This is a genomic window from Actinoplanes aureus, assembly GCF_015704865.1.
GTDB classification, from domain to species: Bacteria; Actinomycetota; Actinomycetes; order Mycobacteriales; family Micromonosporaceae; genus Actinoplanes; species Actinoplanes aureus.
The window spans coordinates 463096-487817 of the sequence record NZ_JADQTO010000004.1 but is presented as its reverse complement, the minus strand read 5'-3'; the positions used below and the strand labels follow the sequence as shown (position 1 = coordinate 487817).

Sequence of the window (24722 nt, the reverse complement as noted above, 5' to 3'; positions counted from 1 at the left end):
ACCTCCGATGTCCATCGACCACCGCCGGCTCGGCCGCGAGCTGGACCTTTTCGATTCCGACCCGCTGATCGGCGCCGGTCTGCCGTTCTGGCTGCCGGGCGGCGCGGCCGCCCGGCACGAGATCGAGTCCTACCTGTACGAGCTGGAGCGACGCGCCGGCTACCACCACGTGTACTCGCCCGCCCTGGGCAAACGCCGGATGTTCGAGCTCTCCGGCCACTGGGACAAGTTCGCCGACGACATGTTCCCGCCGATGCGGGTCGGCGACGACGAACTGGTGCTGCGGCCCAGCCTCTGCCCGCACCACGCCCTGATCTTCAAGGCACGCCAGCGGTCGTACCGCGATCTGCCGTTACGGATCGCCGAGCTGGGCCCGATGTACCGGGCGGAACGGTCCGGCGTGCTCGGCGGGCTCTCCCGGGTCCGGTCCATCCTGCTCAACGACGCGCACATCTTCTGCCCGGAGGAACGGGCCGGCGACGAGGTCGCCGGGGTACTGCGGCTGATGCGCGACGCGCATGCCGCGCTCGGTCTCGGGCCGGTGTCGTACCGGCTCTCGCTGCGCGGCGCCGGCGGGAGATACGGCGGGAACGACGCGGGCTGGGCACGCTCCGAGGCGCTGCTGCGCGACGCGCTTTCCAACGCCGATATTCGGTACGCGGACGCGCCCGGCGAAGCCGCGTTCTACGGTCCGAAGATCGACATGCAGATCGCCGACCCGGCCGGCCGGGAGTGGAGCCTCGCCACCGTGCAGATCGACTACCACCAGCCGGAACGGTTCGAGCTGGAGTACGCCGACGCGAGTGGCGGGCGGTCCCGGCCGGTGATGGTGCACCGCAGCCTGGCCGGGTCGATGGAGCGGCTCTTCGGGCATCTGATCGAGGTGCACGGCGGCGCGTTCCCGGTCTGGTACGCGCCGGTGCAGCTGGACGTGCTGCCGATCGGCGCCGAACAGGACGCGGCGGCGCGGGACTTCGCTCAGAACGCGCTCGCCGCCGGACTACGGGCCGAGGTTCATCACGACGGATCGGTAGGCGCCCGCATCCGGGACGCGGCCGGACGCAAGATTCCGTACGTCGCGGTTATCGGCGGCCGGGAGGCCGCTGACGGCCGGGTGGCGCTGCGGTTGCGCGACGGCCGGCAGCTCGACCCGATGCCGGGGGCGGACGCGATCGCGCTGATCGCGTCAGTCGCCGCCGCCCGCAGCCCAGCCCTCTAAACAGCCCAACCCCAGTGCTGCCTCACCGGTCCTGAGGCAGCACTGGGGTTGGGCCTCAGACTGTGGTTGTGGTGCGGGCCAGGCCGTAGGTCAGGGCGTCGACGAGGGCGGTCCAGCTGGCCTCGACGATGTTCTCGTGTACGCCGACCGTGGTCCACTCGCCGGTGTGGTTGCTGGTCTCCAGCAGCACCCGGGTGATCGCGTTGGTGCCGTGGCTGCCTTCCAGGATCCGCACCTTGTAGTCGGTCAACTCGAACGACTTGAGGTGCGGGTAGTGGTTGGAGAGCGCGACACGCAGCGCCTCGTCGAGGGCGTTGACCGGACCGTTGCCCTCGGCCGTGGCGATCACCCGCTCGCCGCGTACCCGGACCTTGACGGTGGCCTCGGAGATGACCGTGCCGTCCTCGCGGTGCTCGACCAGCACCCGGTAGGACTCCAGGGTGAACGGCCGGGCCACGTCGGCGCCGGGCAGTTCGCTGCGGACCAGCAACTCGAACGAGGCGTCGGCGGCCTCGAACGACCAGCCGCCGGCCTCCAGGTCCTTGACCTTCTGGGTCACCTTCGTCAGGGTGTCCGGGTGGCCGGCCAGGTCCAGTCCGAGCTCACGGCTCTTGAGCTCGATGCTGGCCCGGCCGGCCATCTCGGTAACCAGGATCCGCATGTCGTTGCCGACAACCGACGGGTCGACGTGGTTGTACAGCAGCGGATCCACCTTGATCGCGCTCGCGTGCAGCCCCGCCTTGTGAGCGAATGCCGCGGCCCCGACGTAGGCCTGGTGGGTGTCGGGGGCGATGTTGGCGATCTCGGCGAGCGCGGTGGAGACCCGCGTCGCCTTCTCCAGGCATCCGTCCGGTAGGACCTTCAGCCCGAGCTTGAGTTGCAGGTTGCTGACCACGGCGAACAGGTCGGCGTTGCCGGGACGCTCGCCGTAGCCGTTGGCGGTGCACTGGAAGTGCTTGACGCCGGCCTCGACGGCGGCGACGGTGTTGGCCACCGCGCAGGCGGTGTCGTTCTGGCAGTGGATGCCGAGCTGTTCCGGGCTGACGCCGGTCAGCGAGACCACCTCGTTGATCGCCTTGGTGATCATCGAGGGGAGCATGCCGCCGTTGGTGTCGCACATGACGACCCGCTCGGCGCCGGCCTCGATCGCGGCCTGCACCACGCTCGCGGTGTAGGCCGGGTCGTAGCGGAAGCCGTCGAAGAAGTGCTCACAGTCCACGAACGCCCGCCGTCCATTCGCGACCAGGTGCCGGACAGTGTCCCGGACCATCGCCAGGTTCTCGTCCCCGGTGGTGCGCAGCGCCCGCTCCACGTGCCGGATGTCCGACTTCGCGACCACGCAGACCACCGGGGTCCCGGCGTCCAGCAGCGCCTTCACCTGCGGGTCGGCGGCCACGTCGACACCGGCCTTGCGGGTCGCGCCGAACGCGACAAGCACCGCGTGCCGCAGCTCCAGCTCGGTCTTCGCTCGTTCGAAGAACTCGGTGTCCTTGGGCATGGCGCCCGGCCAGCCGCCCTCGATGAAGCCCACCCCGAACTCGTCCAGCAGGCGCGCGACGGCGAGCTTGTCGGCGACCGTGTAGCTGATTCCCTCGCGCTGCCCGCCGTCGCGCAGCGTCGTGTCGAACACCTGGTAGTTCATCGGAAGGCAGTCCTCTCGAGTTGATCACCCACCACCACAACAAAAAGACCCCCCGCGGATGCGGGAGGTCTGCGCGTCGGCGAAGAACGTCGGCCGGCGCGCTAGGTGCCAATAATGAGCACGGAGTGGGTCACGAGATGAAGCATGCCACTAACCGGGTTCGTGGGAAGCGCTGTTCCAACTATCGAGACTAAGTTGGGGGCGTGTCGGCTGAATCGTATTCACGAAACCTGCCTTTCTCGAAGGCGTACAACTTCCGTGACGTGGGCGGATACGCCGGTCTGGACGGCCGGACCGTGCGCTGGCGGCGGCTGTTCCGGGCCGACTCGCTGCACCGGCTCAACGACGGCGACGCGGAGGCCTTCGCGGCGCTGGGCGTACGCACGGTGATCGACCTGCGGCGGCCCTTCGAGGTCGAGAAGTTCGGCCGGGTGGCCGACGAGCACGGTGTCGACTACCGGAATCTGGTGCTGCGGCACGTGGACTGGGAAGAGGTCGAGCACGACGAGGACACCCTGCACGAGCGCTGGCTGGCCGACCGCTACCTGAACTTCGCCGAGGACGGGCGGGAGGCCATCGCCGACTCGCTGCGGCTGATCGCCGACCCGGAGGCCGCCCCGGTCGTGGTGCACTGCATGGCCGGCAAGGACCGGACCGGCACCGTCTGCGCGCTGACCCTGTCGCTGCTCGGCGTCGAGGACGAGGTGATCGCCGCGGACTACGCGCTGACCACCGAGGCGATGCGCCCGCTCACGAAATACCTGCTGGAGCACAACCCGGAGGCGGTCCTCGGCAACGAGCACATGTTCGACTCGCCGCCGGAGGCCATGCTGATGTTCCTGAACGATCTACACGAACGGCACGGCACGGTCGAGGCGTACGCCAAGGAGATCGGCATCAGCGCCGACGAGATCGCCGCGATGCGGGGACACCTGCTGACCGAGAACTGACTGACGTAACGGCGCGGGCGGGTTCTGCTGGAGGGATGCGCATCCTCTTCAGCACCTGGCCCGCGCACGGTCACCTGCTTCCGCTGCTCCCGATGATCCGCGCCGCTCAGCAGGCCGGGCACGACGTGGTCCTCGCCTCCGGCGCCGAGGGTGTCGCCGAGGCGGCCCGGCGTGGCATTCCCACCTGGGACGTCGGCCCGAGCCGGGCGGAGGCGGATGCGGACTTCCGGGCGAGCGGCGTGAACCCCGCCGCGTTGCCGCCGGAGGAGCGCATGCCGGCCATCATCTCCGGCATGTTCGGGGCGGCCGCGTTCCGGCGGGCCGGGAACCTGGTCCCGCGTGCCGAGCAGTGGCGGCCGGACCTGGTCGTGCACCCGATCACGGAACTGGCCGGTGCGATAGCGGCGGCCCGGACCGGCGCCCGTCACGTGGTGCACGGGCTCGGCCCGCTCCCGGCCGAGGCCTGGGACTGGTTCGGTGCCCGGTACCCGGAACTCTGCGAGCGGTGGAACGTGGCGGACCACATCCTCGGCGTTCCCTACCTGGACAACTGCCCTCCGTCCCTGCAGGACGACGCGGTCGCGGCGTTCCGCGACCGGTGGGCCCTGCGGCCCACCTCCGGCGAGGTGCTGCCGGGCGAGCGGCTGCCGTGGGATCTCTCCACACTTCCGTACGAGACGACGCTGCACCTGACCCTCGGAACGCTCTTCTTCGGCGCGACCGAGGTGTTCCAGACGGCGCTCGCCGGGCTGCGGGATCTGCCCGTCAACGTGGTCGTCGCGCTCGGCCCCGGCAGCGATCCGGCGAGACTCGGCCCGCAGCCGTCGAATGTGCTGGTCACCGACTTCGTGCCGCACGCCCTGCTGCTGCCGCACTGCGCCGGGCTGGTCACCCAGGGCGGGGCCGGGACGATCGTGGCGGCGCTCTGTCACGGGCTGCCGCACCTGATCCTGCCGCAGGGTGCCGACCAGTTCGTCAACTCCGCGCGGGCGGCGGCGGCCGGTGTGGCCACCGTCCTGCCGCCGCACGAACTGTCCCCGGCGACGGTGGCGAAGGCCGCGGGGGAACTGCCCGCTCTACGCGCCAACGCCCGCGCCGTGCAGGCCGAGATTTCCGGACTGCCCGAGGCGGGCGCTGTGCTGGAGCGGTTGGGGGGTTGAACGGGACCACCGCATCAGCCCGGCGGTCGCGCTGCGGCCTGGGCCCGTGCCCAGGCCGCGGGGCAGCACGGGGACTGTGGGGGACGCGTACCCCTAAAAGGGTTAAAGAACTCGATGCACCCAGCTGAAGGGGTCCTCGGCGCGGCCGCGCTGGATGTCGACGAGTTCCTTGCGCAAGGCCATGGTGACCTCGCCGGAACCGCCGTCGGCGACGGTGAACTCGCCGTCCAGACTCCGGATCGTGCCGATCGGGGTGATCACCGCGGCGGTGCCGCAGGCGAACGCCTCGCGGACCCGGCCGGAGGCGGCGCCCTCGCGCCACTCGTCCAGGCTGATCGGGCGTTCCTCGACCCGGCGGCCGGCCCGCCGCGCCAGCTTGATGACCGAGTCGCGGGTGATGCCGGGCAGGATGGTGCCGGTCAGCGGCGGGGTGGCCAGGCTGCCGTCGTCGAAGACCAGGAAGACGTTCATGCCGCCCAGCTCGTCGATGTACTTACGCTCGACGGCGTCCAGGTAGACGACCTGGTCGCAGCCGTGCTCGGCGGCCTCGGCCTGCGCCGAGAGGCCGGCGGCGTAGTTGCCGCCGCACTTCGCGGCGCCGGTGCCGCCGGGAGCGGCCCGGGTGTAGTCCGGCGAGACCCAGATGGACACCGGCTTCACACCGCCGGAGAAGTACGGCCCGACCGGGGAGGCGATCACCAGGTAGAGATACTCGGTGGCGGGGCGGACGCCGAGGAAGACCTCACTCGCGTACGCGAACGGGCGCAGGTAGAGGCTGCCCTCCTCGCCCTGCGGGATCCAGCCACGGTCGATCTCGATGATCTCGTGCAGTGACCGGAGGAACGTCTCGACGGGCAGGGCCGGCATCGCCATCCGCTCGGCGGACTGGTTGAAGCGGGCCGCGTTCGCATCCGGGCGGAACATCGCGACACCGCCGTCCGGCAGCGTGTACGCCTTCAGCCCCTCGAAGATCTCCTGGGCGTAGTGCAGCACGGCGCTCGCCGGGTCCATCGGGATCGGGGCACGGGCCTCGACGCGCGCGTCATACCAGCCCTTGCCGTCGGCATAGCGAACGGTGACCATGTGGTCGGTGAAGATGCGGCCGAAGCCGGGGTTGGCCAGCAGCGCGGCGCGTTCTGCGTCGCCTACGGGTGCCGGGTTCGGACGGATCTCGAATTCGAGGTTGTCACCACCGCTCATGACAGCGAGACCTGCTTTCTACGAAGAAAAGATCGAAGCATGCGAGGGCACCCGTAGTGCCCCATGAATCTACCCCGAACGGTCGTTAAAACAATGACCGCGGGTGACGGAGCCCGACCGGGCTCCGGGGTGGAAGTCGCCGGCTCAGACGGCGGCGGCGACGCGGTCGCCGACCTCGGCGGTACGCAGCGGCGCGCCCGGGGCCCGGGACGCGACCTCGGCCGCGACCGCCTCGGTTACTCGCCGTGCCTCGTCGAGGTGGCCCAGGTGCTCCAGCAGCAGCGCGGCGGAGAGGATGGCGGCCGCCGGGTCGGCGATGCCCTTACCGGCGATGTCCGGGGCGGAGCCGTGCACGGGCTCGAAAGTCGACGGGTACGCGCGCTCCGGGTTGACGGAGCCGCTGGCCGCCATGCCGATGCCGCCGGTAACGGCAGCGGCGATGTCGGTGAGGATGTCACCGAAGAGGTTGTCGGTCACCACCACGTCGAACCGCTGTGGGTTGCTCACCATGAACATGCTGGCGGCGTCGATGTGCTGGTACTCCGTGGTGATGTCGGGGTGCTCGGCCGCGACGGCGGCGAAGGTGCGCGCCCACAGGCTGCCGGCCTTGGTCAGCACATTGGTCTTGTGCACCAGGGTGACGTGGCGACGGTCGCGGCGCTGCGCGCGGGCGAAGGCGTCGCGGATGACCCGCTCGACGCCATGCCGGGTGTTGAGGCTCTCCTCGGTCGCGATCTCGGCGGGGGTGTCCTGGTGCAGGACGCCGCCGGCGCCGACGTAGAGGCCCTCGGTGCCCTCGCGGACCACGACCATGTCGATCTCACCGGGCTTGACGCCGGCGAGCGGGCTGGTGGTGCCCGGCCACAGCTTGGAGGGGCGCAGGTTCACATACTGGTCGAAGTCGAAGCGGAGCTTGAGCAGCAGGCCGCGCTCGAGTATGCCCGGCGGGACGCTCGGGTCGCCGATCGCGCCGAGCAGGATGGCGTCGTGGCCGGCCAGCTCGTCCTGCACGGACCGCGGCAGGACCTCGCCGGTGCGGTTGTAGAGGCGGGCGCCCAGGTCGTACTCGTTGTAGGTGGAGCCGGGGAGGACGGCGTCGATCACCTTGCGGGCCTGCGCGGTCACCTCGGTCCCGATGCCGTCACCGGCGACAACCGCGATCCGCGCCACGCTCACGTCCACTCCCAACGTCGGGTCCAACCCGTGCCAGGGTAGTACCGCTTCCCGATGTTCGGTACGCGGGTCCCAACAGGTGAGCGGCAAACAGCCCCCGGATCGCGGCAAACGATCACGGGGGCTGCTGCGACGAGTACGCGTGGTTCGGTCCCGCCGGATTCTTGCCGTGCGAACCGGTGACGGACGGCGTCACCCGAAGACGTGTCCGGCCCGGAACGTACGGCTGGGACAACGCTAGCGATGCGGACTAATGACGCGCAAGACGCATCCCCGCGTGTCGGCGCACCGATTCGGCGTACCACGGCCGTGTGATGGCACCATGCGCCGGTGAGTTTCGACCTAGTGGTCTGGGCCATGGACCAGACGGCCGCCCCGGACGCGGTGCGCGACGCCAACGAGCGGTGCGCCCGCGGCGATCACCCGCAGCGCCCGGCCGACCCGCGCGTCGTCGCCTTCTACGACGCCCTGACCAGCCGGTATCCCGATCGCGGCCCACGCGCCACGGAACCCGGGACGCCGTGGGCCAACGCCCCGCTGCACGCCGCGGCCGACCACATCCAGATGCGGCTCGACGAGAGCTGCCCGGACGTGGTGCTGGAGACCATCGAGCGGCTCGCCGGCGAGCTGAACCTGGACCTGCTGGACCTCCAGGACGGCACGGTCTACCCGCCGCCGATCCGGTCCTAGTCCGCCCGCAGATCCACGGCGGCCGCCCGGGTCGCGCCGATCCCGCGCGACACCGTGTTCAGCACCTCCGGATCCACCGCGGAGTCCACGGTCAGCACCATCAGCGCCTGGCCGCCGGCGGCCCGGCGGGCCACCTGCATGGCGGCGATGTTGACGCCTGCCCCGCCCAGCGTGGTGCCGATCGTGCCCACCACACCGGGACGGTCGCGGTAGCGGAAGAAGAGCAGCACCCCCTCCGGGGCCAGGTCCAGCTCGAAGCCGTCGACCTCGACCAGCTTCGCGGTCTCCCGGGTTCCGCTCGTCACCACGGTGCCGGCGACGGCGACGGTACGGCCGTCCGGCAGCGCCCCGCGCACCGTGATCAGATTGGCGTGCTCGCCGGCGTCCTCCGCCGTCGCCAGCTCCACCTCGACTCCCCGGTCGGCGGCCAGGTGCGGCACGTTCACGTAGGTCACCGTCTCCTCCACCACCGGCGCGAACAGCCCCTTCATGGTGGCCAGTTCGAGCACCGTGACGTCGTGCGCCACCACCTCGCCGCGAACCTCCACGGTGACCCGGGCCGCCACGCCGCCGGCCACCGCGGTGAAGACCCGGCCCAGCCGCTCGGCGAGCGGCAGCAGCGGGCGTACGTCCTCGTCCACCGCGCTACCGGCCCGCACGTTCACCGCGTCCGGTACGAACTGTCCGCGCAGGGCGAGCCGTACGCTCCGGGCCACCGCCAGCCCCGCCTTGTCCTGCGCCTCGGCGGTCGAGGCGCCCAGATGCGGCGTGACCACCACGTTGTCGAAGCCGAACAGCGGGGAGTCGGTGATCGGCTCGGTCTCGAAGACGTCCAGGCCGGCGCCCGCCACCCGGCCGCCGGCCAGCGCCTCGGCCAGCGCCGCCTCGTCGACCAGCCCGCCCCGGGCCGCGTTGACGATCCGGACGCCGGGCTTGACCAGGGTCAGTTCCCGCTCGCCGATCAGACCGAGCGTCTCCGGCGTACGCGGCAGGTGCACCGAGATGAAGTCGCTCTCCTTGAGCAGGTCGTCGAGGGTGACCAGCTGGACACCGAGTTGCGCCGCCCGGGCCGGTTGCACGTAGGGGTCGTACGCGATCAGGCGTACCCCGAAAGCGGCCATCCGTTGCGCGAAGAGCACGCCGATGCGGCCCAGCCCGACCACCCCGACGGTCTTGCCCTGCACCTCGACCCCGGTGAACGCGGAGCGCCGCCAGGCGCCCGCTTTGAGGGTGGCGCTCGCCGCCGCGGTGTGCCGGGCCACCGCCAGCAGCAGTGCCACCGCCTGCTCGGCCGCCGAGACGATGTTGCTGGTCGGCGCGTTCACCACCAGGACGCCACGGGCCGTCGCGGCGGGCAGGTCGATGTTGTCCAGACCCACCCCGGCCCGGGCCACGACACGTAACCGGGTCGCGGCCGTGAGCGCCTCGGCGTCGATCCTCGTGGCGCTGCGGACAATGACCGCATCCGCCTCCGCCAGCGCGGCCAGCAGAGCCGGCCGGTCGGTGCCGTCGATCTGCCGGACGGTGAATTCGTCGGCGAGCAGGTCGAGCGCGGCCTGAGCGAGTTCCTCGGTTACCAGGACAACGGCAGTCATGGCTCTCCATCCGCTTTCGTCGCCATAGACGATGCCGAATGGTACGAACGGGGGCCACCGTGAGGTTCAGTTCATTCACGAAAACGCCCGGCCGGGTAACCCCGGCCGGGCGTTTCAAGCGGTCAAACCTCAGGCGGTCTCGGTGATCGGCCGGTCCACCCAGCTCATCATGCCGCGCAGCTTCGCGCCGGTGATCTCGATCGGGTGCTGGGCGCCCTGCTCACGGTACTTCTTGAGCTCGGGGCCGCCGGCCTCGTCGTCCTCGATCAGGTGCTGGGTGAAGGCACCGGACTGGATGTCGGCGAGGATCCGCTTCATCTCCTCCTTGACCGACGCGTTGATCACGCGCGGGCCGGAGACGTAGTCGCCGAACTCGGCCGTGTCCGAGACGCTGTAGCGCATCCGGGAGATGCCGCCCTCGTACATCAGGTCCACGATCAGCTTGAGCTCGTGGAGGCACTCGAAGTACGCGATCTCCGGGGCGTAGCCGGCCTCGGTGAGCACCTCGAAGCCGGTCTGCACCAGCGCCGCGGTGCCGCCGCAGAGGACCGCCTGCTCGCCGAAGAGGTCGGTCTCGGTCTCCTCCTTGAACGTCGTCTTGATGACGCCGGCGCGGGTGCCGCCGATCGCCTTCGCGTACGACAGGGCGAGGGCCTGGCCGTTGCCGGAAGCGTCCTGCTCGACCGCGATCAGCGCGGGCACACCCTTGCCGTCCACGTACTGGCGGCGGACCAGGTGGCCCGGACCCTTCGGGGCGACCATCGCCACGTCCACGTCGGCCGGCGGCTTGATCAGGCCGAAGCGGATGTTCAGGCCGTGGCCGAAGAAGAGCGCCTTGCCCGCGGTCAGGTTCGGGGCGATGGACTCGGCGTAGATCTTGCGCTGCGCGGTGTCCGGCGCCAGCACCATGATCACGTCAGCCCAGGCGGCCGCCTCGGCCGGCGTCTTCACCGTGAGGCCCTGCTCCTCGGCCTTCGGACGGCTCTTGGAGCCCTCCTTCAGACCGACCACCACGTCGACACCCGAGTCGCGCAGCGAGAGCGAGTGCGCGTGGCCCTGGCTGCCGTAGCCGATCACGGCGACCTTCTTGCCCTGGATGATGGACAGGTCGGCGTCGTCGTCGTAGAACACTTCCGCGGTCATGACTTCCTTCTTTGCTAGTTGCGCCTTTAGTCCGGTTTAGGGCGGCGGGTGGGGCGGTTGGATGGAAAACTAGGCGGCGCGTAGAGCCGGGCCGGTGGTGATGGAGCGCGAACCGCGGCCGATGGCCACCAGACCCGACTGGACCATCTCCTTGATCCCGTACGGCTCGAGGTCGCGCAGCAACGCATCCAGTTTGTCGGGATTGCCGGTGGCCTCGATCGTCAGGGTGTCCGGAGCGACGTCGATCACCCGGGCCCGGAACAGCTCGACGGTCTCGAGCACCTGGCTGCGCTGCGCCCGGTCGGCACGCACCTTGACCAGCAGGAGCTCACGCTGGACCGACTGCGCCGGGTCCAGCTCCACGATCTTCAGGACGTTCACCAGCTTGTTGAGCTGCTTGGTGACCTGCTCCAGCGGAGACGTGTCGGCGTTGACCACGATCGTGATGCGGGAGACTTCCGGGTTCTCCGTCTCGCCCACCGCCAGCGAATCGATGTTGAAGCTGCGGCGGGAGAACAGGCCGCTCACCCGGGCCAGCACACCGGGCTTGTTCTCGACCAGCACGCTCAGCGTGTGCTTGTTCGTCATCACAGATCGTCCTCGTCGAAGGTCGGGCGCACGTCCCGGGCGAACATGATCTCGTCGTTGCTGGTCCCGGCCGCGACCATCGGCCAGACCATCGCGTCCTTGCCGACCGTGAAGTCGATGACCACCGGAGCGTCGTTGATCTCCATGGCCTGCTGGATGATCTTGTCGACGTCGTCCTTCGACTCACAGCGCAGGCCGATGCAGCCGAGCGCCTCGGCCAGCTTCACGAAGTCCGGGATGCGGTGCTTGTGCGTGCCCAGCTCGGTGTTCGAGTAGCGGCCGTCGTAGAACAGGGTCTGCCACTGCCGGACCATGCCCAGGTTGCCGTTGTTGATCACGGCGACCTTGATCGGGATGCCCTCCAGGGCGCAGGTGGCCAGCTCCTGGTTGGTCATCTGGAAGCAGCCGTCGCCGTCGATCGCCCAGACCTGCGTGTCCGGCCTCGCGACCTTGGCGCCCATCGCGGCCGGAACCGCGTAGCCCATGGTGCCGGCGCCACCCGAGTTCAGCCAGGTGCCCGGCTTCTCGTACTTGATGAACTGGGACGCCCACATCTGGTGCTGCCCGACACCGGCGCAGTAGATCGCGTCCGGGCCGACCAGCGCGCCGATCCGCTCGATCACGTACTGCGGGGCGAGGGTGCCGTCGGTCGGCTCCTCGTAGCCCAGCGGGTAGCGCTCGCGGATCTCGTTGAGCGTCTTCCACCAGGCCTCGTACTGAGCGGCGCCGCCGGCGCTCCCGGAGACCGCGGCGATCAGCTCGTCGATGACGTGCCGGGCGTCGCCGACGATCGGGACGTCCGCGTGCCGGTTCTTGCCGATCTCCGCCGGATCGATGTCGGCGTGGACCACCTTTGCTTCCGGAGCGAACGAGTCCAGCTTGCCGGTGACCCGGTCGTCGAAACGGGCGCCGAGGGTGACCAGCAGGTCGGAGCGCTGCAACGCGTACACCGCGGGGACCGTGCCGTGCATGCCGGGCATGCCCAGGTGCTGCGGGTGCGAGTCGGGGAACGCACCGATGCCCATCAGCGTGGTGACCACCGGGATGCCGGTCAGCTCGGCCAGCTTGCGCAGCCCGTCGGTGGCGCCGGCCTTGAGGACGCCGCCGCCCACGTACAAAACCGGGCGCTTGGCCTGCGCGATCAGCCGGGCCGCCTCGCGGATCTGCTTGCCGTGCGGGTGCAGCGTCGGGCGGTAGCCGGGCAGGTCCAGGCTCGGCGGCCAGGCGAACGTGGTGTGCGCCTGGAGCACGTCCTTCGGGATGTCGACCAGGACCGGGCCGGGCCGGCCGGTGGCCGCCAGGTGGAACGCCTCGGCCAGGATCCGGGGCAGCTCCTCCGGGTCCTGGACCAGGAAGTTGTGCTTCGTGATCGGCAGGGTGATGCCCTGGATGTCCGCCTCCTGGAAGGCGTCCGTGCCGATGTACGGCCGGCCGACCTGCCCGGTGATCGCGACGATCGGCACCGAGTCCATGTACGCGTCGGCGATCGGCGTGACCAGGTTCGTCGCGCCCGGACCGCTGGTCGCGATGCAGACGCCGACCTTGCCGGTGGCCTGCGCGTACCCGGTGGCGGCGTGCCCGGCGCCCTGCTCGTGCCGGACCAGGATGTGCCGCACCTTCGAGTCGAAGAGCGGATCGTACGCCGGGAGGATCGCCCCGCCCGGGATGCCGAACGCGACCTCTACCCCGAGCGCCTCGAGCGACCGGACGAGCGCGCCGGCACCGCTGGTGGCTACCGGAGCCACGGTGGTGGTGGCGGTGTTCACGGCCGCAGCGACGGTGGCCGGAGTGACCCGTTGGGCGAGAGATTCGGGAGTGGGTCTCGTCATGGCAGTTCAGACCTTTTCGGTTGGCGGTCGAGTACTTGATCCGGCTTTTGAGCAACAAAAAAGGCCCTCGTGCAGAAGCACGGGACCTAGCGCACCCTCCTTGGTGGAGAGGTGCGCTCAGATAAGTACTCGGGACGCGAAGCACATGCGGCTAACCTTGCCCCATCTCACGGCCTGAGTCAACTGATCCCACATTTTGATCAGCGAAATCCGGGTCGCTCGGCAGCAACGCTCTGACCTGCCGCATTCCCGGCCCGAGCCGGACCACCTGGCTGCGCGCCGGGGCGTCACTCGGAGGAGCGTTCCGCGCGGTGGGCTGCGGCCGGGGACCCGCTGGGCGCAGTGTCCGCAGCCGCGTCTCGAAGTGCTCGGCCGGCACACCCCAGCCGAAGAGCGACCCCTGCCCCAGGCGGCAGCCGGCCTCCTCCACCACCTCGCGCTGGGCCGGCGAGCCGATCCCCTCGGCCAGCACCTCCAGGCCGAGCCGGTGACCGAGCCGGACCACCACGTCGACAAGTGGGGCCGCCGTCCCGGTACGCGACTCCGGCTCCGCCACCAGCGCGTGATCGATCTTCAGGATGTCCACCGGAAGCGTCCGCAGCTGGGTCAGCGACGAGTAGCCCGCCCCGAAGTCGTCCAGCGCGATCCGCACCCCGGTCCCGCGCAGCTCGGCGAGCCGGCGCACCAGCTCCTCCATGTCGGTGGCGACGGCGTGCTCGGTCACCTCCAGCACCAGCCGCTGTGGTGGAACGCCGTACTCCGCCAGCACGTCGGCGACCTGACCGGCGTAGTCGGCGTTGTGCAGTTCCTTGGGCGACAGGTTCACCGAGACCCAGACGTCGTGCCCTTTCGCAAGCCACTCGGAGAGCTGCTTGCAGGCCTGCTCCAGGACCCACGCGCCGATCCGGTTGATCAGTCCGGACTCCTCGGCGACCGGGATGAACTCGTCCGGGCGTACCGGACCCAGGTCGGGATGGGTCCACCGGAGCAGCGCCTCGGCACCCACCGGCCGCATCGACGGCAGTGCCACCACCGGCTGGAACACCAGCCGCAACTGGTCGCGGTCGATCGCGTGGCGCAGCTCGCCCTGAAGGGTCCCGCGGCGGCGCAGCAACTCGTCGTAGCCGGCCTGGTAGCGCTCCACCCGGTTCTTGCCGCGCTGCTTGGCGTAGCGCAGGGCCAGGTCGGCGTCGTGCAGCAGTTCCCCGGTGTCGGCCACCCCGACGCTGGCGGAGAGGAAGATCGGTCCGCCGTCCACCTCGTACGGCTCGCCGAGCACCGCGAGCAACCGGTGCGCGGCCAGCACCGCCTCCTCCGGGTCCCCGTGCATCAGCACCGCGAACTCGTCACCGCCCAGCCGGGCCGCGACATCGCCCTCCAGCAGGTTGCGCCGCAGCCGGGAGCCGACCTCGACCAGCACGGCGTCGCCGATGTCGTGCCCGCGCATGTCGTTGACGATCTTGAAGCCGTCCATGTCGATGCCGATCAGGGCGGCATTCTCCGGCGACTCGCGCAGTGCCCGCTGCAACCCCCGGCGGTTGGCCAGGCCGGTCAGCGGATCGGTGTGCGCCAGCTCACAGAAGTGCGCCTCACGCTGGCGCAGCTGCACCGTGTAGCGCCGCACGTCGTCCAGCGCCAGGTACTGCCGGGCCACCAGGGCCAGGCCGACCACGGCGGCGCCGAAGTAGCCGAGCACGTCCATGGTGCCGCCGCGGATCAGGTGGTAACCGAGCGCGGCGAGCATGGCGATCATCACCACCACGGCGTACGCCCCGCCGCGCTCCAGCACGTCGCCGCTCAGCTCCACCGGGCGGTCGGCGGCGCGCACCGCGAACGCCACGTGGAACAGCCCGGCGGTGAGCAGCAGCACGCTGAACAGCACCAGCCAGTCGCGCTCCCGGCAGATGCCGCCGGAGAGCGCGGTCGCGGCGATGGCCACCACGCTCACCCCGGCCGCCACCCGGACGGTGTGCCGGCGCGGCCGGTGCGCGTGCAACGCCATCACCGCGGTCAGGCCGAGCGCCAGCACCACGAACACCGCGGGCACCAGCACGGCGAGACACGGGTACGGCGTCAGGTCCCCGAGGATCCGGGTGGGCCGGGAGATCAGCACCCAGCCGACGAACCAGATCGCCGCCGCGATCACCAGGCCGTCCAGCACGTGGCGTACCGCCGCGGCCGGGCCACGGGTGGCGCCCGGCAGCACCACCGTGCCGGCCAGCAGAACCAGCGTGCCGACCCCCATGCCGACCGCGACCGCGGTCGCCAGCGACCGGATGTGCGCTGGATCATGGTGGTGGCCGGTCAGCAGCGCGCTGGCCAGCCCGGCCAGCGCGGCGGCGGTGGCGATCGCACCGCCGGCCGCCAGGAGCAGGTGAGCCCGCCGGGCCGCACCGGTGTGCCGGCGGCCGGACTGCCCGAGGTACGCCACCGCGGGAACGGCGGCCAGCAGGCATGCCAGACCGGCCAGCTCCAATCCGGACGGTGAATGCACGGACACACTGTGCCGGATCTCCGTCGATTCCGACAGCCCCCGGCGTCCCGAGCTGTGGACGTCCGTGGCCTATCCCCGACCAGCCGGTGGCAGTATGGGGGGATGCCTGAGCTGCGCTCCCGGACCTCGACCCACGGTCGCACGATGGCCGGCGCGCGCGCCCTGTGGCGCGCCACCGGCATGACCGACGACGACTTCGGTAAGCCGATCGTCGCCATCGCCAACAGTTACACCCAGTTCGTACCGGGGCATGTGCATCTCAAGGACCTCGGCGGCCTGGTCGCCGAGTCGATCGCCGAGGCCGGCGGGGTCGGGCGCGAGTTCAACACCATCGCGGTCGACGACGGCATCGCCATGGGCCACGGCGGCATGCTCTACTCCCTGCCCAGTCGCGAGCTGATCGCCGACGCGGTGGAGTACATGGTGAACGCGCACTGCGCCGACGCCCTGGTCTGCATCTCGAACTGCGACAAGATCACCCCCGGCATGCTGATCGCCGCGCTGCGGCTCAACATCCCCACGGTCTTCGTCTCCGGCGGCCCGATGGAGGCCGGCAAGACGATCGCCATCGAGGGCGTGGTGCACGACAAGCTCGACCTGGTCGACGCGATGAGCGCCAGCGCCAACGAGAACGTCACCGACGAGCAGCTCGACACCATCGAGCGCTCCGCCTGCCCGACCTGCGGCTCCTGCTCCGGCATGTTCACCGCCAACTCGATGAACTGCCTCACCGAGGCGATCGGGCTCTCCCTGCCCGGCAACGGGTCGACGCTTGCCACGCACGCCTCCCGCAAGGCGCTCTTCACCGAGGCCGGCCGGCTGATCGTGCAGATCGCCAAGGAGTACTACGAGAAGGACGACGAGTCGGTGCTCCCCCGCTCGATCGCCAGCCGGGACGCCTTCGAGAACGCGGTCGCCCTGGACGTGGCGATGGGCGGCTCCACCAACACGGTGCTGCACCTGCTCGCCGCGGCCCGCGAGGCCGAGCTGGACTTCAGCGTCTCCGACATCGACGCCGTCTCGCGCCGGGTGCCCTGCTTGTCCAAGGTCGCGCCGAACAGTCCGAAGTACCACATGGAGGACGTGCACCGGGCCGGTGGCATCCCCGCTCTGCTCGGCGAGCTCAACCGGGGCGGTGCGCTCAAGACCGGGGTCCGGTCCGTGCACTCGCCCTCGCTGGAAGCCTGGCTGGACAAATGGGACATCCGGGGCGGATCGGCGTCGGCTGAGGCGCTGGAGCTGTTCCACGCGGCGCCCGGCGGGGTGCGGACCACCCAGCCGTTCTCCACTCAGAACCGCTGGGCCACGCTCGACACCGACGCTGAATCCGGCTGCATCCGGTCGGTTGATCACGCGTACACCGCGGACGGCGGCCTGGCCATCCTCTTCGGCAACCTCGCCCCGGACGGCTGCGTCGTCAAGACCGCCGGCGTCTCCGAGGAGATCTGGAAATTCACCGGCCCGGCCAAGGTCTACGAGTCCCAGGACGACGCGGTCACCGGCATCCTCGGCAAGGAGGTCACCGAGGGCGACGTCGTGGTGATCCGCTACGAAGGCCCGCGCGGTGGCCCCGGCATGCAGGAGATGCTCTACCCGACCTCGTTCCTGAAGGGCCGCGGCCTCGGCAAGGCCTGCGCGCTGATCACCGATGGCCGCTTCTCCGGCGGCACCTCCGGCCTCTCCATCGGCCACGTCTCCCCCGAGGCGGCCGCCGGCGGCTTGATCGCCCTGGTGGAGACAGGTGACGAGATCATCATCGACATCCCCGGCCGCAGCATCACCCTGAACGTCCACGACGACGTCCTGGCCCAGCGCCGGCACGAGCAGGAGCGCCGCCCCAAGCCCTACACGCCGGTCGCGCGCCAGCGCCCGGTCTCGGCGGCGCTGCGCGCCTACGCCTCGATGGCCACCAGCGCCAGCGACGGCGCCTACCGCCGAGTTCCCGAATAATCCGGTACGCCCACCGGGGCCGGCGCCGAATCAAACGGCCCGGCCCCGCCTGGTCATGGTTGTGTGGTTGTTCGGGTGGCGTTCTCCCGGCCCGCTCAACCACAGCCGGCGAAACCGCCGTCCACGACCACGCCCCCACGGCGTCGCCCCCGGCCCGCGCGCACCGGCATCACGGCCGCACGAGCGCGCCCCGGACCCGCCGGGTCCAACGGGCAGCATCGCTCCCCCACCCGACCCCCTCCTGACGCCCGCGAGCGACGGCCGACCACTGCCAGCCGTAGCCCACGCACCTCACCACGCCCCACAACGTGCGCAAACGACGGCCGAACTTCGCCTGCCCTCTTTCCCATGCGCCGGGCCGTCAAGCTGGCGTTCAGCCACCGAATGGAGGCCCCGTTCGGTGCGTCAGGGCCAGCCGAGACCGCCGGCTGGCGGCCAGCCACCTAACGCCGGCTCCAGTCGGTGCCCGCCGCTAGCCGGACCCGTCCGCCCTCTCCCCGGGGCGGCCGGGTGCCCGGCTGGCTGGCCCGTCCAGCCAACCGACGACGGCCCTATTCGGTGCTTCGGCGCCAGCCGGACCGGGGCGGGGCACAAGGTCGGGGAGCCACGGTCGGCGGGGGCTGGAGTTTCGGCGCGGGGAGGGAGGCGGGGGCGGTTAAGGTCGCTTTGTGGCTACTCCGGAATTCATCTTGGAGCTGCGGCGGCACATCGGGCATGCGCCGCTTCCGCTGCCCAGCGTCACCGCTGTGGTTTTCGACGACGCGGGGCGGGTGCTGCTCAACCGGCGTAGTGACGATCACCGATGGTCGCTGCTCAGTGGCGTCCTTGAGCCGGGTGAGCAGCCGGCGGCCGGCGCGATCCGGGAGGTTTATGAGGAGACCGCTGTTGAGGTCGCCGTTGAGCGGATCCTCGCTGTGGAGGCCCTGGAGCTTCGCCGGATTGCTAACGGGGATCAGGTCTACTGGTTCGAGGTGAGCTTGGCCTGCCGGGCCGTCGGCGGCGAGGCTCGGGTCAACGATGACGAGTCGATCGATGTGGCATGGTTTGCGCCGGATGCCGTCCCGGAGATCGGCGACCGGCAGAAGCGCTACCTCGAGCTCGCGCTTGATCCCACTGCGGCGCCCTACTTCGTGTCCTGAGCGAGCACAGTGCCCGACCGGCCAGGTAAGGCGCCGCGACCTACCAGACCGGTCCAAGAACGGGCGTTGACATCTGCTTCGGGTGTTCCGGCAGCGCAACGCGGCGGCGCCGCCGTCCGGGGGACAGCGGCGCCGCTTTGTCTTGGGTCAGCGAACTGTTGTGGTGGTTCGGAGTCCGGGGCCGGCGCCGGCTGCGTTGACGGCCTGGACGGTGACTCGGTAGCGGGTGCCGGCCGGTACGCCGCGCGGGGCGGTGAAGGTGGCCGAGCGGGCTGTGGCCGAGCGGGTGGTCACGGTGGGTGCGCCGCGGTTGACTCCCTTGCTTGTAAGGCGCTGGTAGGTGACCCGGTAGGCGGTGATCTTCGTGCCGCCGGTGGTGGCCGGGGCTGTCCAGCGGGCGGTGGCGGTCGGAGCGCCGCCGGTTCGGCCGGGCTTGGCGGTCAGCGAGCGGGGCTTTCCGGGTACGGTGCGCGGCGTCACCGAGGTGCTCGCCGAGGACCAGGGGCCGGCGCCGATCGCGTTTATCGCTCGGACCTGGAAGCGGTAGGGCGTTCCGTTGGCGAGGCCGGTGACGGTTCGGACCGCGGCTGCGGATGTGGCCGTCCGGAGGGTGCCTACCTGGCGGTTCTTGGCGTCGAGCACCCGGATCTCGTAGCGCAGGATCGGAGACCCGCCGTTGCTGGCGGGAGCGGTCCAGCGCACTACGGCCAGGGCGTTGCCGGCTGCCGGCTGTCCGATCCGGGCCGCACCGGGGACGGTGCGGGTGCCGGTCGACGGGCCGGGAGTTCCGCCGTTACCCGGTCCGGGGACCGGCTGGGTGGGACCGGTGGTCGGGCCGGTGGTCGGGCTGGTGCCAGAGCCGGGCCGGGTCGGGCCGGTGGTCGGGCTCGTCGGGCCGGAGCCGGGCTGCGTAGGACCGGTAGTCGGGTTGGTGCCGGGCTGTGTAGGACCGGTGGTCGGATTGGTGCCGGGCTGCGTAGGACCGGTAGTCGGATTGGTGCCGGGCTGCGTAGGACCGGTAGTCGGATTGGTGCCGGGCTGCGTAGGACCGGTAGTCGGATTGGTGCCGGGCTGCGTAGGACCGGTAGTCGGGTTGGTGCCGGAGCCGGGCTGGGTCGGGCCGGTCGGGGTGACCGGGCCTGATGGTCCTGGTACAGCGGGGCCGCCCGGGGTGCCGGCCGACGTGGTCGGGATGACCGTGTTGGAGATGGCTGAGTAGTCGCTGGCGCCGGCGGCGTTCACGGCACGGAGCCAGAACGCGTAGGGGACACCGTTCGTCAGGCCGGTCATCGTCAGCGCGGTGGCGTCCGGCGCGGCCACGTCCACCCCGACCACGATGCCGGTCTCGTCGTCGATGGCCTGCACTTCGTAGCCGTAGATCTCGGTTCCGCCGTCGTAGGCGGGTGCCGTCCAACGCACCACGGCGCTCTCGTCGCCGGCTGTGGCGAGGCCGATCACCGGGGCGTCCGGCGCGACCGGGGTCACCGGCCGGGTCGGCTCCACAGAGGGCGCCGTCATGGTCGGCACCGGCGGCGGCGTCGTCGGCACGGCGGGCACCGGCGGCGCGGTTGTGGTCGGCACGGTCGGCACGGTCGGCACCGGCGGCACCGGCGGAGTGGTCGGCGCTGCGGTGGTCGGGTCGGTCGCGGGTGCCGTCGTCGGCGCGGTCGTGGGGTTCGGGCTCGGCTGCGGAACCGGGTTGGTGCCAGGATCCTCGGTTGCAGGATCCTCGGTTGCGGGATCCTCGGTTGCAGGATCCTCGGTTGCGGGGTCCTCGGTTCCGGGATCCTCGGTTCCGGCGTCCCCGACTCGCTCGCCGTCATCGTCGCCGGGGACGGGCGCTGCCGGCGTGACCGGCCCGAACGGCGCGGTGAACAAGCCCGGCCCAGCAGCCGTCTCCGCACGCAACCGGAAGGTGTACGCCGTCCCGTTCGCCAGCCCGGGCACCACCAGACTGCGGGCTTCCGCCGGCAGCGAGGTCAGCACGGTCGCATCGCCGCCGGTCCGCTCCAGGGTGAAGCCGGTGATCGGCTCGCTGCCGGACGGAACTGTGATCAGGACGGTCGCCTGGGCGTCGCCCGCGAAAGCGGTGACCCCGAGGAAGGCCTGCAGACCGGTGACATCCATGGTCTCGTCGTCGAACTGGATCTTCTCGACGTTGCGGACGATGTCGTTGCCGTCCGGGCCGGAGACCAGTACGCCCGCGGAGATCGGCGTGACCGCGTACGCGCTGCGCTGACCGGCGAAGACAGCCGTGTCGACACCGGCGGACGGGGCGACGCGAATCTCTCGTACGGTGAAGATGTCCTTGGGGTTGATCTTGCCGGCGAAGACGTCGGCACGCAGCTCAGCCATGCTCGCGGCCGACCGGATCTCGTTGCCGTCCGCGTCGCGGACCGAGAGACGGACGGTCAGGTAGCGGTCGCCGTCGATGATGTCGTTGCCGCCGCGACCCTGGAAGGTGTCGTTGCCGGCGCCGCCGAGCAGGATGTTGCCCTCGCCCCAGACGTTGCCGCTGAGTTCGCAGGGCCGCCCGGTCTGGTTGCCGACGGCCGAGGCCGGGGTCGGCAGTTCGGTGACCACCTGGTTCAGGCCGTTGATCCGGGCGATGCCGGCGGCGTCGAGCGCGTCGCAGCCGAGGAAGCCGTCGCCGCCCACCGCGGACGGGGTCACGTCGTCGCCGCGCAGGGTGTCGTCGTGTGCCCCACCGGACAGCGCTTCGACCTCGTTGTACCGGTCCCGGACGCCGATCTGGAGGATGTCTCGGCCGTCGAGCGGCAGGTCCAGGTCGGCGTCGACCGCCCCGGCGTCGCCGGCGATCGACCAGTCGTATCCGGAGCCGCCGGCGTTCTTCTCGATGCCGGGGCCCTGGACGCCGATGTCGTCGCCGCCCTCCATGTCGTAGTCGTCGTCGCCGCCCTGGCCGGTCAGCACGTCGTGGCCGGGCCGGTTCGCGTCGTCGAGGAAGAACAGGTTGCCGCTGTCGCCCTGGAGCAGGTCGGGCGAGTCGCCGCCCTCCATCCAGTCGTCGCCGGAGTCGCCCCAGGCCACGTCCTCACCGTCGCCGGCGAAGATCATGTCATCGCCTTCGCCGCCGAACGTGTCGTTGGCGTTGGCGCCGCCGCCGGTGAAGTCCTTGTCGTCGCCGCCGAGGACGATGTCCAGGCCGGGTCCGCCGTCGAGCGCGTCGTTGCCGGGGCCGCCCTTCGCGAAGTCGGCGCCGTTCTGGTCGGTGAGCACGTCGTCGCCCTCACCGCCGAGCGTCACGTCGTTGCCGGCGCCGGCCTCGAGGACGTCGTCGCCCTCGTCACCCCAGATGGTGTCGTTGTCGTTGCCCGCGACGACGCGGTCCCGGTCGAGCGTTCCGGACCAGACGGACTGGGCGTTGAGGCCGGGCCGGTCCACGCTGTTGCGGGCCCGGTACGCGATGGTGCCGTCCGCGTGGCGCAGCAGGAGCCGGCTCTCGTCGCAGTCGGAGGCCGGGTCGTCGGCCACCCCACCGCCGTCCCCGGCCAGATTCGCCAGGTCGAACTTGCAGTCGGCGGTGGCGAACGAGTCGGACCGCAGCCCGGACGCGCCGGTGGTCCGGCCGATCAGCTCGGCGAACGAGTTCCCTTCGAGCTGGCTGCGCAGGTTCATCCCGGTGGTACGCGCCAGGTAGTAGAACCGGTCCCCGTTCTGGAGGCTGGTCAGCTGGCTCTCGAAGACGTAGTCGAAGGTGGTGCCGAGCAGGCCGCCGAACGGTTCGGTGACCTCGGCCAGCCCGCCGATCCACAGGTCCACACCGTCCAGGCCGGAGCTCGCAGTGGTCCAGGTGCCGGTGGCGTTCAAGAAGTCGGCGGCCGCCGGTGACTCGAGCAGCGCGGCAGCGGCCGCACGCTTGTCCGCGATAGTGGTCGCCCCGATCACGGACGGGTGCTTGCCGTACGCCGCCACGAAGTTGACGAGCGACTCCGGGTGCTTCAGGTGCTCGCCGAAGTCGACCCAGCTCACGTACGGCTTGAGCCGCCCGTCACCGGTCTTCTCGTACAGGTGGCGCCGGAAGTCGTTGAGCGTCGGCACGCCCTCCGACCGGCCCCGGGCGATGTTGATCGCGGCGAGGTCCATCGGCAGGCCGAGCAGGTTGTCCCGCAGGGTGTCCGTCATGAACTCGTCGATCTCGTTGCCGACCTGGTCGGTCATGCCCATGACGATCTCGCCGGCCGCGGCCTCGGGGCTCAGTGTGCCGTTGTTCGTGTAGGCGAGCGGGTTGAGGAAGCCGTCGAGCAGGGAGAGGCTCCCGGCGTTGGGCCGCTGGATCGACTCGGTGAGCATCGAGTGCCCGAATCGGTAGACCGCGTGCGCGAACTCGGCGTAGACGGCCGGGTTCAGCTCGGTCTGGGTGAAGGCGAACGGCTGGAACGGGTTGATCGCCGGTGAGATCTTGCGGGCGAACTCCTCGAAGACCAGGTGCTGGTATTCCATCTCGTTGATGAACTTGGCCGCCTGGAAGAGCCGCTCGCCGGTCCACTCCGGACTGTCCCCGACGATGCGGACGATGTCCGAGATCAGCCGGTTGTGCTCGGAGTGGAAGACGTGGTGCACCGCGGTGAGGCCGATGTTCTCGTTGACCCGGCCGTCACCGGCGATGTAGTGCGCGGCGAGCATCTCGTCGTCGTAGGTGCCCCTCGGCTGAGCGGCGAAGTCGGAGGAGGCGACCGTGTCGGCGTCCGGCCGCAGGGCCGGAGCGGGGGTGGCGTGGTGTGCGATGTCGGTGAGGAACGGGGTGTCGAAGTGCAGCACGTTCGCCGGGACCTTGACCGGGGTGGCCAGGTTGCCCTCGACCAGGCCGGTGGCGGTGACGTATTGCGGCAGGCCGCGCGCCGGGCCGGGAACGAAGTCGCCGTACGCGTCGGCCAGCACCATCGGCACGTTGAGCGCGTCGAGGTCGCCGAGCTCCAGGCCGAGTCGCTCCCGTGCCTGCTGCTTCACCTCGGCCCAGGTGGGCAGGCCGCCGGACGCGCCTTCGAGGAGCCGCCCGGTGCTGACCGCGCCGTCGTACTCGCGGAGGAAGACCTGATGAGGGGCGTGCGAGCTGTACGTCTGTGAGTTGTCGACGTACGGGGTGTCGGTGTTCTTGGCCTCCCGGCCGGCCCGGGTGAGAGCCATGAACCGCATCGACTGCGGCACGTACTTCGCGTCGCCCGGCTTCGGGTCGTCGGCGTTGCCCGGGACGCGGTCCTTGCCGGCGATCAGCGGGTCGTCGGCACGCAGCGGGACGACCACCGTGCCGGTGCCCTTGACCGTCTGGTCGATGCCGTGGTCGAAGAACTGCCCGAAGAGGGTGAACCACGAGTTGTACGGCGCGGAGAGGCCGACGTCGGTGGTGACGTTCGGGATGAACAGCGTGGTGCCGTCGAGCACCGGGGCGGTGCCGCTCTGCTGGCTGCGTACCGGACTGCCGGCCGCCGCGACCGCCGCCGGGTTGGCCGCGGTCTGGTCGGAGATCAGGTTGCTGATCAGCCGGGGCTGGTCGTCCTGGGCGTTGGCGCCGGTGTAGCCGGGGAGGTACTTGGCCGGGGCGAGACGCGGGAAGGCCTGGTCGGCGGCGCCGTACGTCTCCTCGCCCGGGGTCAGGTGGTTGCAGGTGCCGTCGACCGTGCGCAGGCCCATCGAGAGCAGCGGGCTGGCGAGCTGGTTCGGGCCGGTGCCGAGCAGTGCGCCGCAAGGGCCGGTCTCGCTGGTGGTGGCGGCCGCATGCGCCTCAGCGATCTTGATCTGCTTGAGGATGTAGGCCAGGTCGGCGGCGGTGACGGTGAAGCCCTGGCCGATGGGGGCGGCCTGGGCGGGGGCGGGCACCGCGATCACCGTAGTGGCGAGCAGTGCGGCGAAGAGCCAGGTTCTGCGCAAGTGGGACCTCACCAGCGAGATGGATTGCCCGGTTAGGGCGGTTATTCCGTACATGTTGGGA

15 protein-coding genes are annotated in these 24722 nt (G+C 70.7%); 6 read left to right on the top strand and 9 right to left on the bottom strand.

Annotated elements, in window-relative coordinates; genetic code table 11:
- Positions 1–7: 7 nt before the first annotated feature.
- On the top strand, positions 8–1219 hold the full coding sequence (gene thrS, locus I4J89_RS10985; protein ID WP_196413769.1) for a threonine--tRNA ligase: 1212 nt from the start codon (positions 8–10) through the stop codon (positions 1217–1219).
- Between the two features lie 55 nt (positions 1220–1274).
- Here the strand turns inward: thrS and cimA are convergent, their stop codons facing one another.
- Positions 1275–2861 carry a citramalate synthase gene (cimA, locus tag I4J89_RS10980; protein WP_196413768.1) on the bottom strand — a complete coding sequence of 529 codons (1587 nt, stop codon included), beginning with the start codon at positions 2859–2861 and terminating at the stop codon, positions 1275–1277.
- A gap of 203 nt (positions 2862–3064) precedes the next feature.
- Here cimA and I4J89_RS10975 point away from each other — a divergent pair, with 203 nt between their 5' ends.
- Positions 3065–3811 (top strand): tyrosine-protein phosphatase, encoded by a 747-nt coding sequence (locus I4J89_RS10975; protein ID WP_196413767.1) that lies wholly within the window; start codon positions 3065–3067, stop codon positions 3809–3811.
- A gap of 35 nt (positions 3812–3846) precedes the next feature.
- Entirely contained in the window at positions 3847–4971 is a 1125-nt protein-coding gene (locus tag I4J89_RS10970; RefSeq protein WP_196413766.1) for a glycosyltransferase, read from the top strand.
- A 102-nt stretch (positions 4972–5073) separates the two neighbouring features.
- Here the strand turns inward: I4J89_RS10970 and I4J89_RS10965 are convergent, their stop codons facing one another.
- Both I4J89_RS10965 and I4J89_RS10960 read right to left on the bottom strand, forming a co-directional pair.
- The gene (locus tag I4J89_RS10965; protein WP_196413765.1) at positions 5074–6171 is read right to left on the bottom strand and encodes a branched-chain amino acid aminotransferase; all 1098 of its coding nucleotides are present in this window, start codon (positions 6169–6171) and stop codon (positions 5074–5076) included.
- A gap of 144 nt (positions 6172–6315) precedes the next feature.
- Positions 6316–7341: a 3-isopropylmalate dehydrogenase gene (locus I4J89_RS10960; protein WP_196413898.1), complete on the bottom strand. Its 1026-nt coding sequence runs from the start codon at positions 7339–7341 to the stop codon at positions 6316–6318.
- A gap of 360 nt (positions 7342–7701) precedes the next feature.
- Here I4J89_RS10960 and I4J89_RS10955 point away from each other — a divergent pair, with 360 nt between their 5' ends.
- A complete protein-coding gene (locus I4J89_RS10955; protein WP_230858776.1) occupies positions 7702–8034 on the top strand; it encodes a hypothetical protein in 333 nt (110 codons plus the stop codon).
- Here the strand turns inward: I4J89_RS10955 and serA are convergent.
- The 5 genes from serA to I4J89_RS10930 all read right to left on the bottom strand — a co-directional run bounded on the left by serA (position 8031) and on the right by I4J89_RS10930 (position 15683).
- The gene (serA, locus tag I4J89_RS10950) at positions 8031–9629 is read right to left on the bottom strand and encodes a phosphoglycerate dehydrogenase (protein ID WP_196413763.1); all 1599 of its coding nucleotides are present in this window, start codon (positions 9627–9629) and stop codon (positions 8031–8033) included. The genes I4J89_RS10955 and serA overlap by 4 nt on opposite strands.
- A 129-nt stretch (positions 9630–9758) precedes the next feature.
- Entirely contained in the window at positions 9759–10772 is a 1014-nt protein-coding gene (gene ilvC / locus I4J89_RS10945) for a ketol-acid reductoisomerase (RefSeq protein WP_196413762.1), read from the bottom strand.
- 69 nt (positions 10773–10841) lie between these two features.
- On the bottom strand, positions 10842–11360 hold the full coding sequence (gene ilvN, locus I4J89_RS10940) for an acetolactate synthase small subunit (protein ID WP_196413761.1): 519 nt from the start codon (positions 11358–11360) through the stop codon (positions 10842–10844).
- On the bottom strand, positions 11360–13189 hold the full coding sequence (locus I4J89_RS10935; protein ID WP_196413760.1) for an acetolactate synthase large subunit: 1830 nt from the start codon (positions 13187–13189) through the stop codon (positions 11360–11362). Before I4J89_RS10935 ends, ilvN begins: the two co-directional genes overlap by 1 nt.
- Before the next feature lie 151 nt (positions 13190–13340).
- A complete protein-coding gene (locus I4J89_RS10930; protein ID WP_309238259.1) occupies positions 13341–15683 on the bottom strand; it encodes a putative bifunctional diguanylate cyclase/phosphodiesterase in 2343 nt (780 codons plus the stop codon).
- Positions 15684–15785: 102 nt separating this feature from the next.
- Between I4J89_RS10930 and ilvD the strand changes: the two genes are divergently transcribed.
- Both ilvD and I4J89_RS10920 read left to right on the top strand, forming a co-directional pair.
- Positions 15786–17633 (top strand): dihydroxy-acid dehydratase, encoded by a 1848-nt coding sequence (gene ilvD / locus I4J89_RS10925; RefSeq protein WP_196413759.1) that lies wholly within the window; start codon positions 15786–15788, stop codon positions 17631–17633.
- Between the two features lie 668 nt (positions 17634–18301).
- The gene (locus I4J89_RS10920) at positions 18302–18772 is read left to right on the top strand and encodes an NUDIX hydrolase (RefSeq protein ID WP_196413758.1); all 471 of its coding nucleotides are present in this window, start codon (positions 18302–18304) and stop codon (positions 18770–18772) included.
- A 147-nt stretch (positions 18773–18919) separates the two neighbouring features.
- Here the strand turns inward: I4J89_RS10920 and I4J89_RS10915 are convergent, their stop codons facing one another.
- Positions 18920–24661: a peroxidase family protein gene (locus tag I4J89_RS10915; RefSeq protein ID WP_304519296.1), complete on the bottom strand. Its 5742-nt coding sequence runs from the start codon at positions 24659–24661 to the stop codon at positions 18920–18922.
- Between the last annotated feature and the right edge of the window lie 61 nt (positions 24662–24722).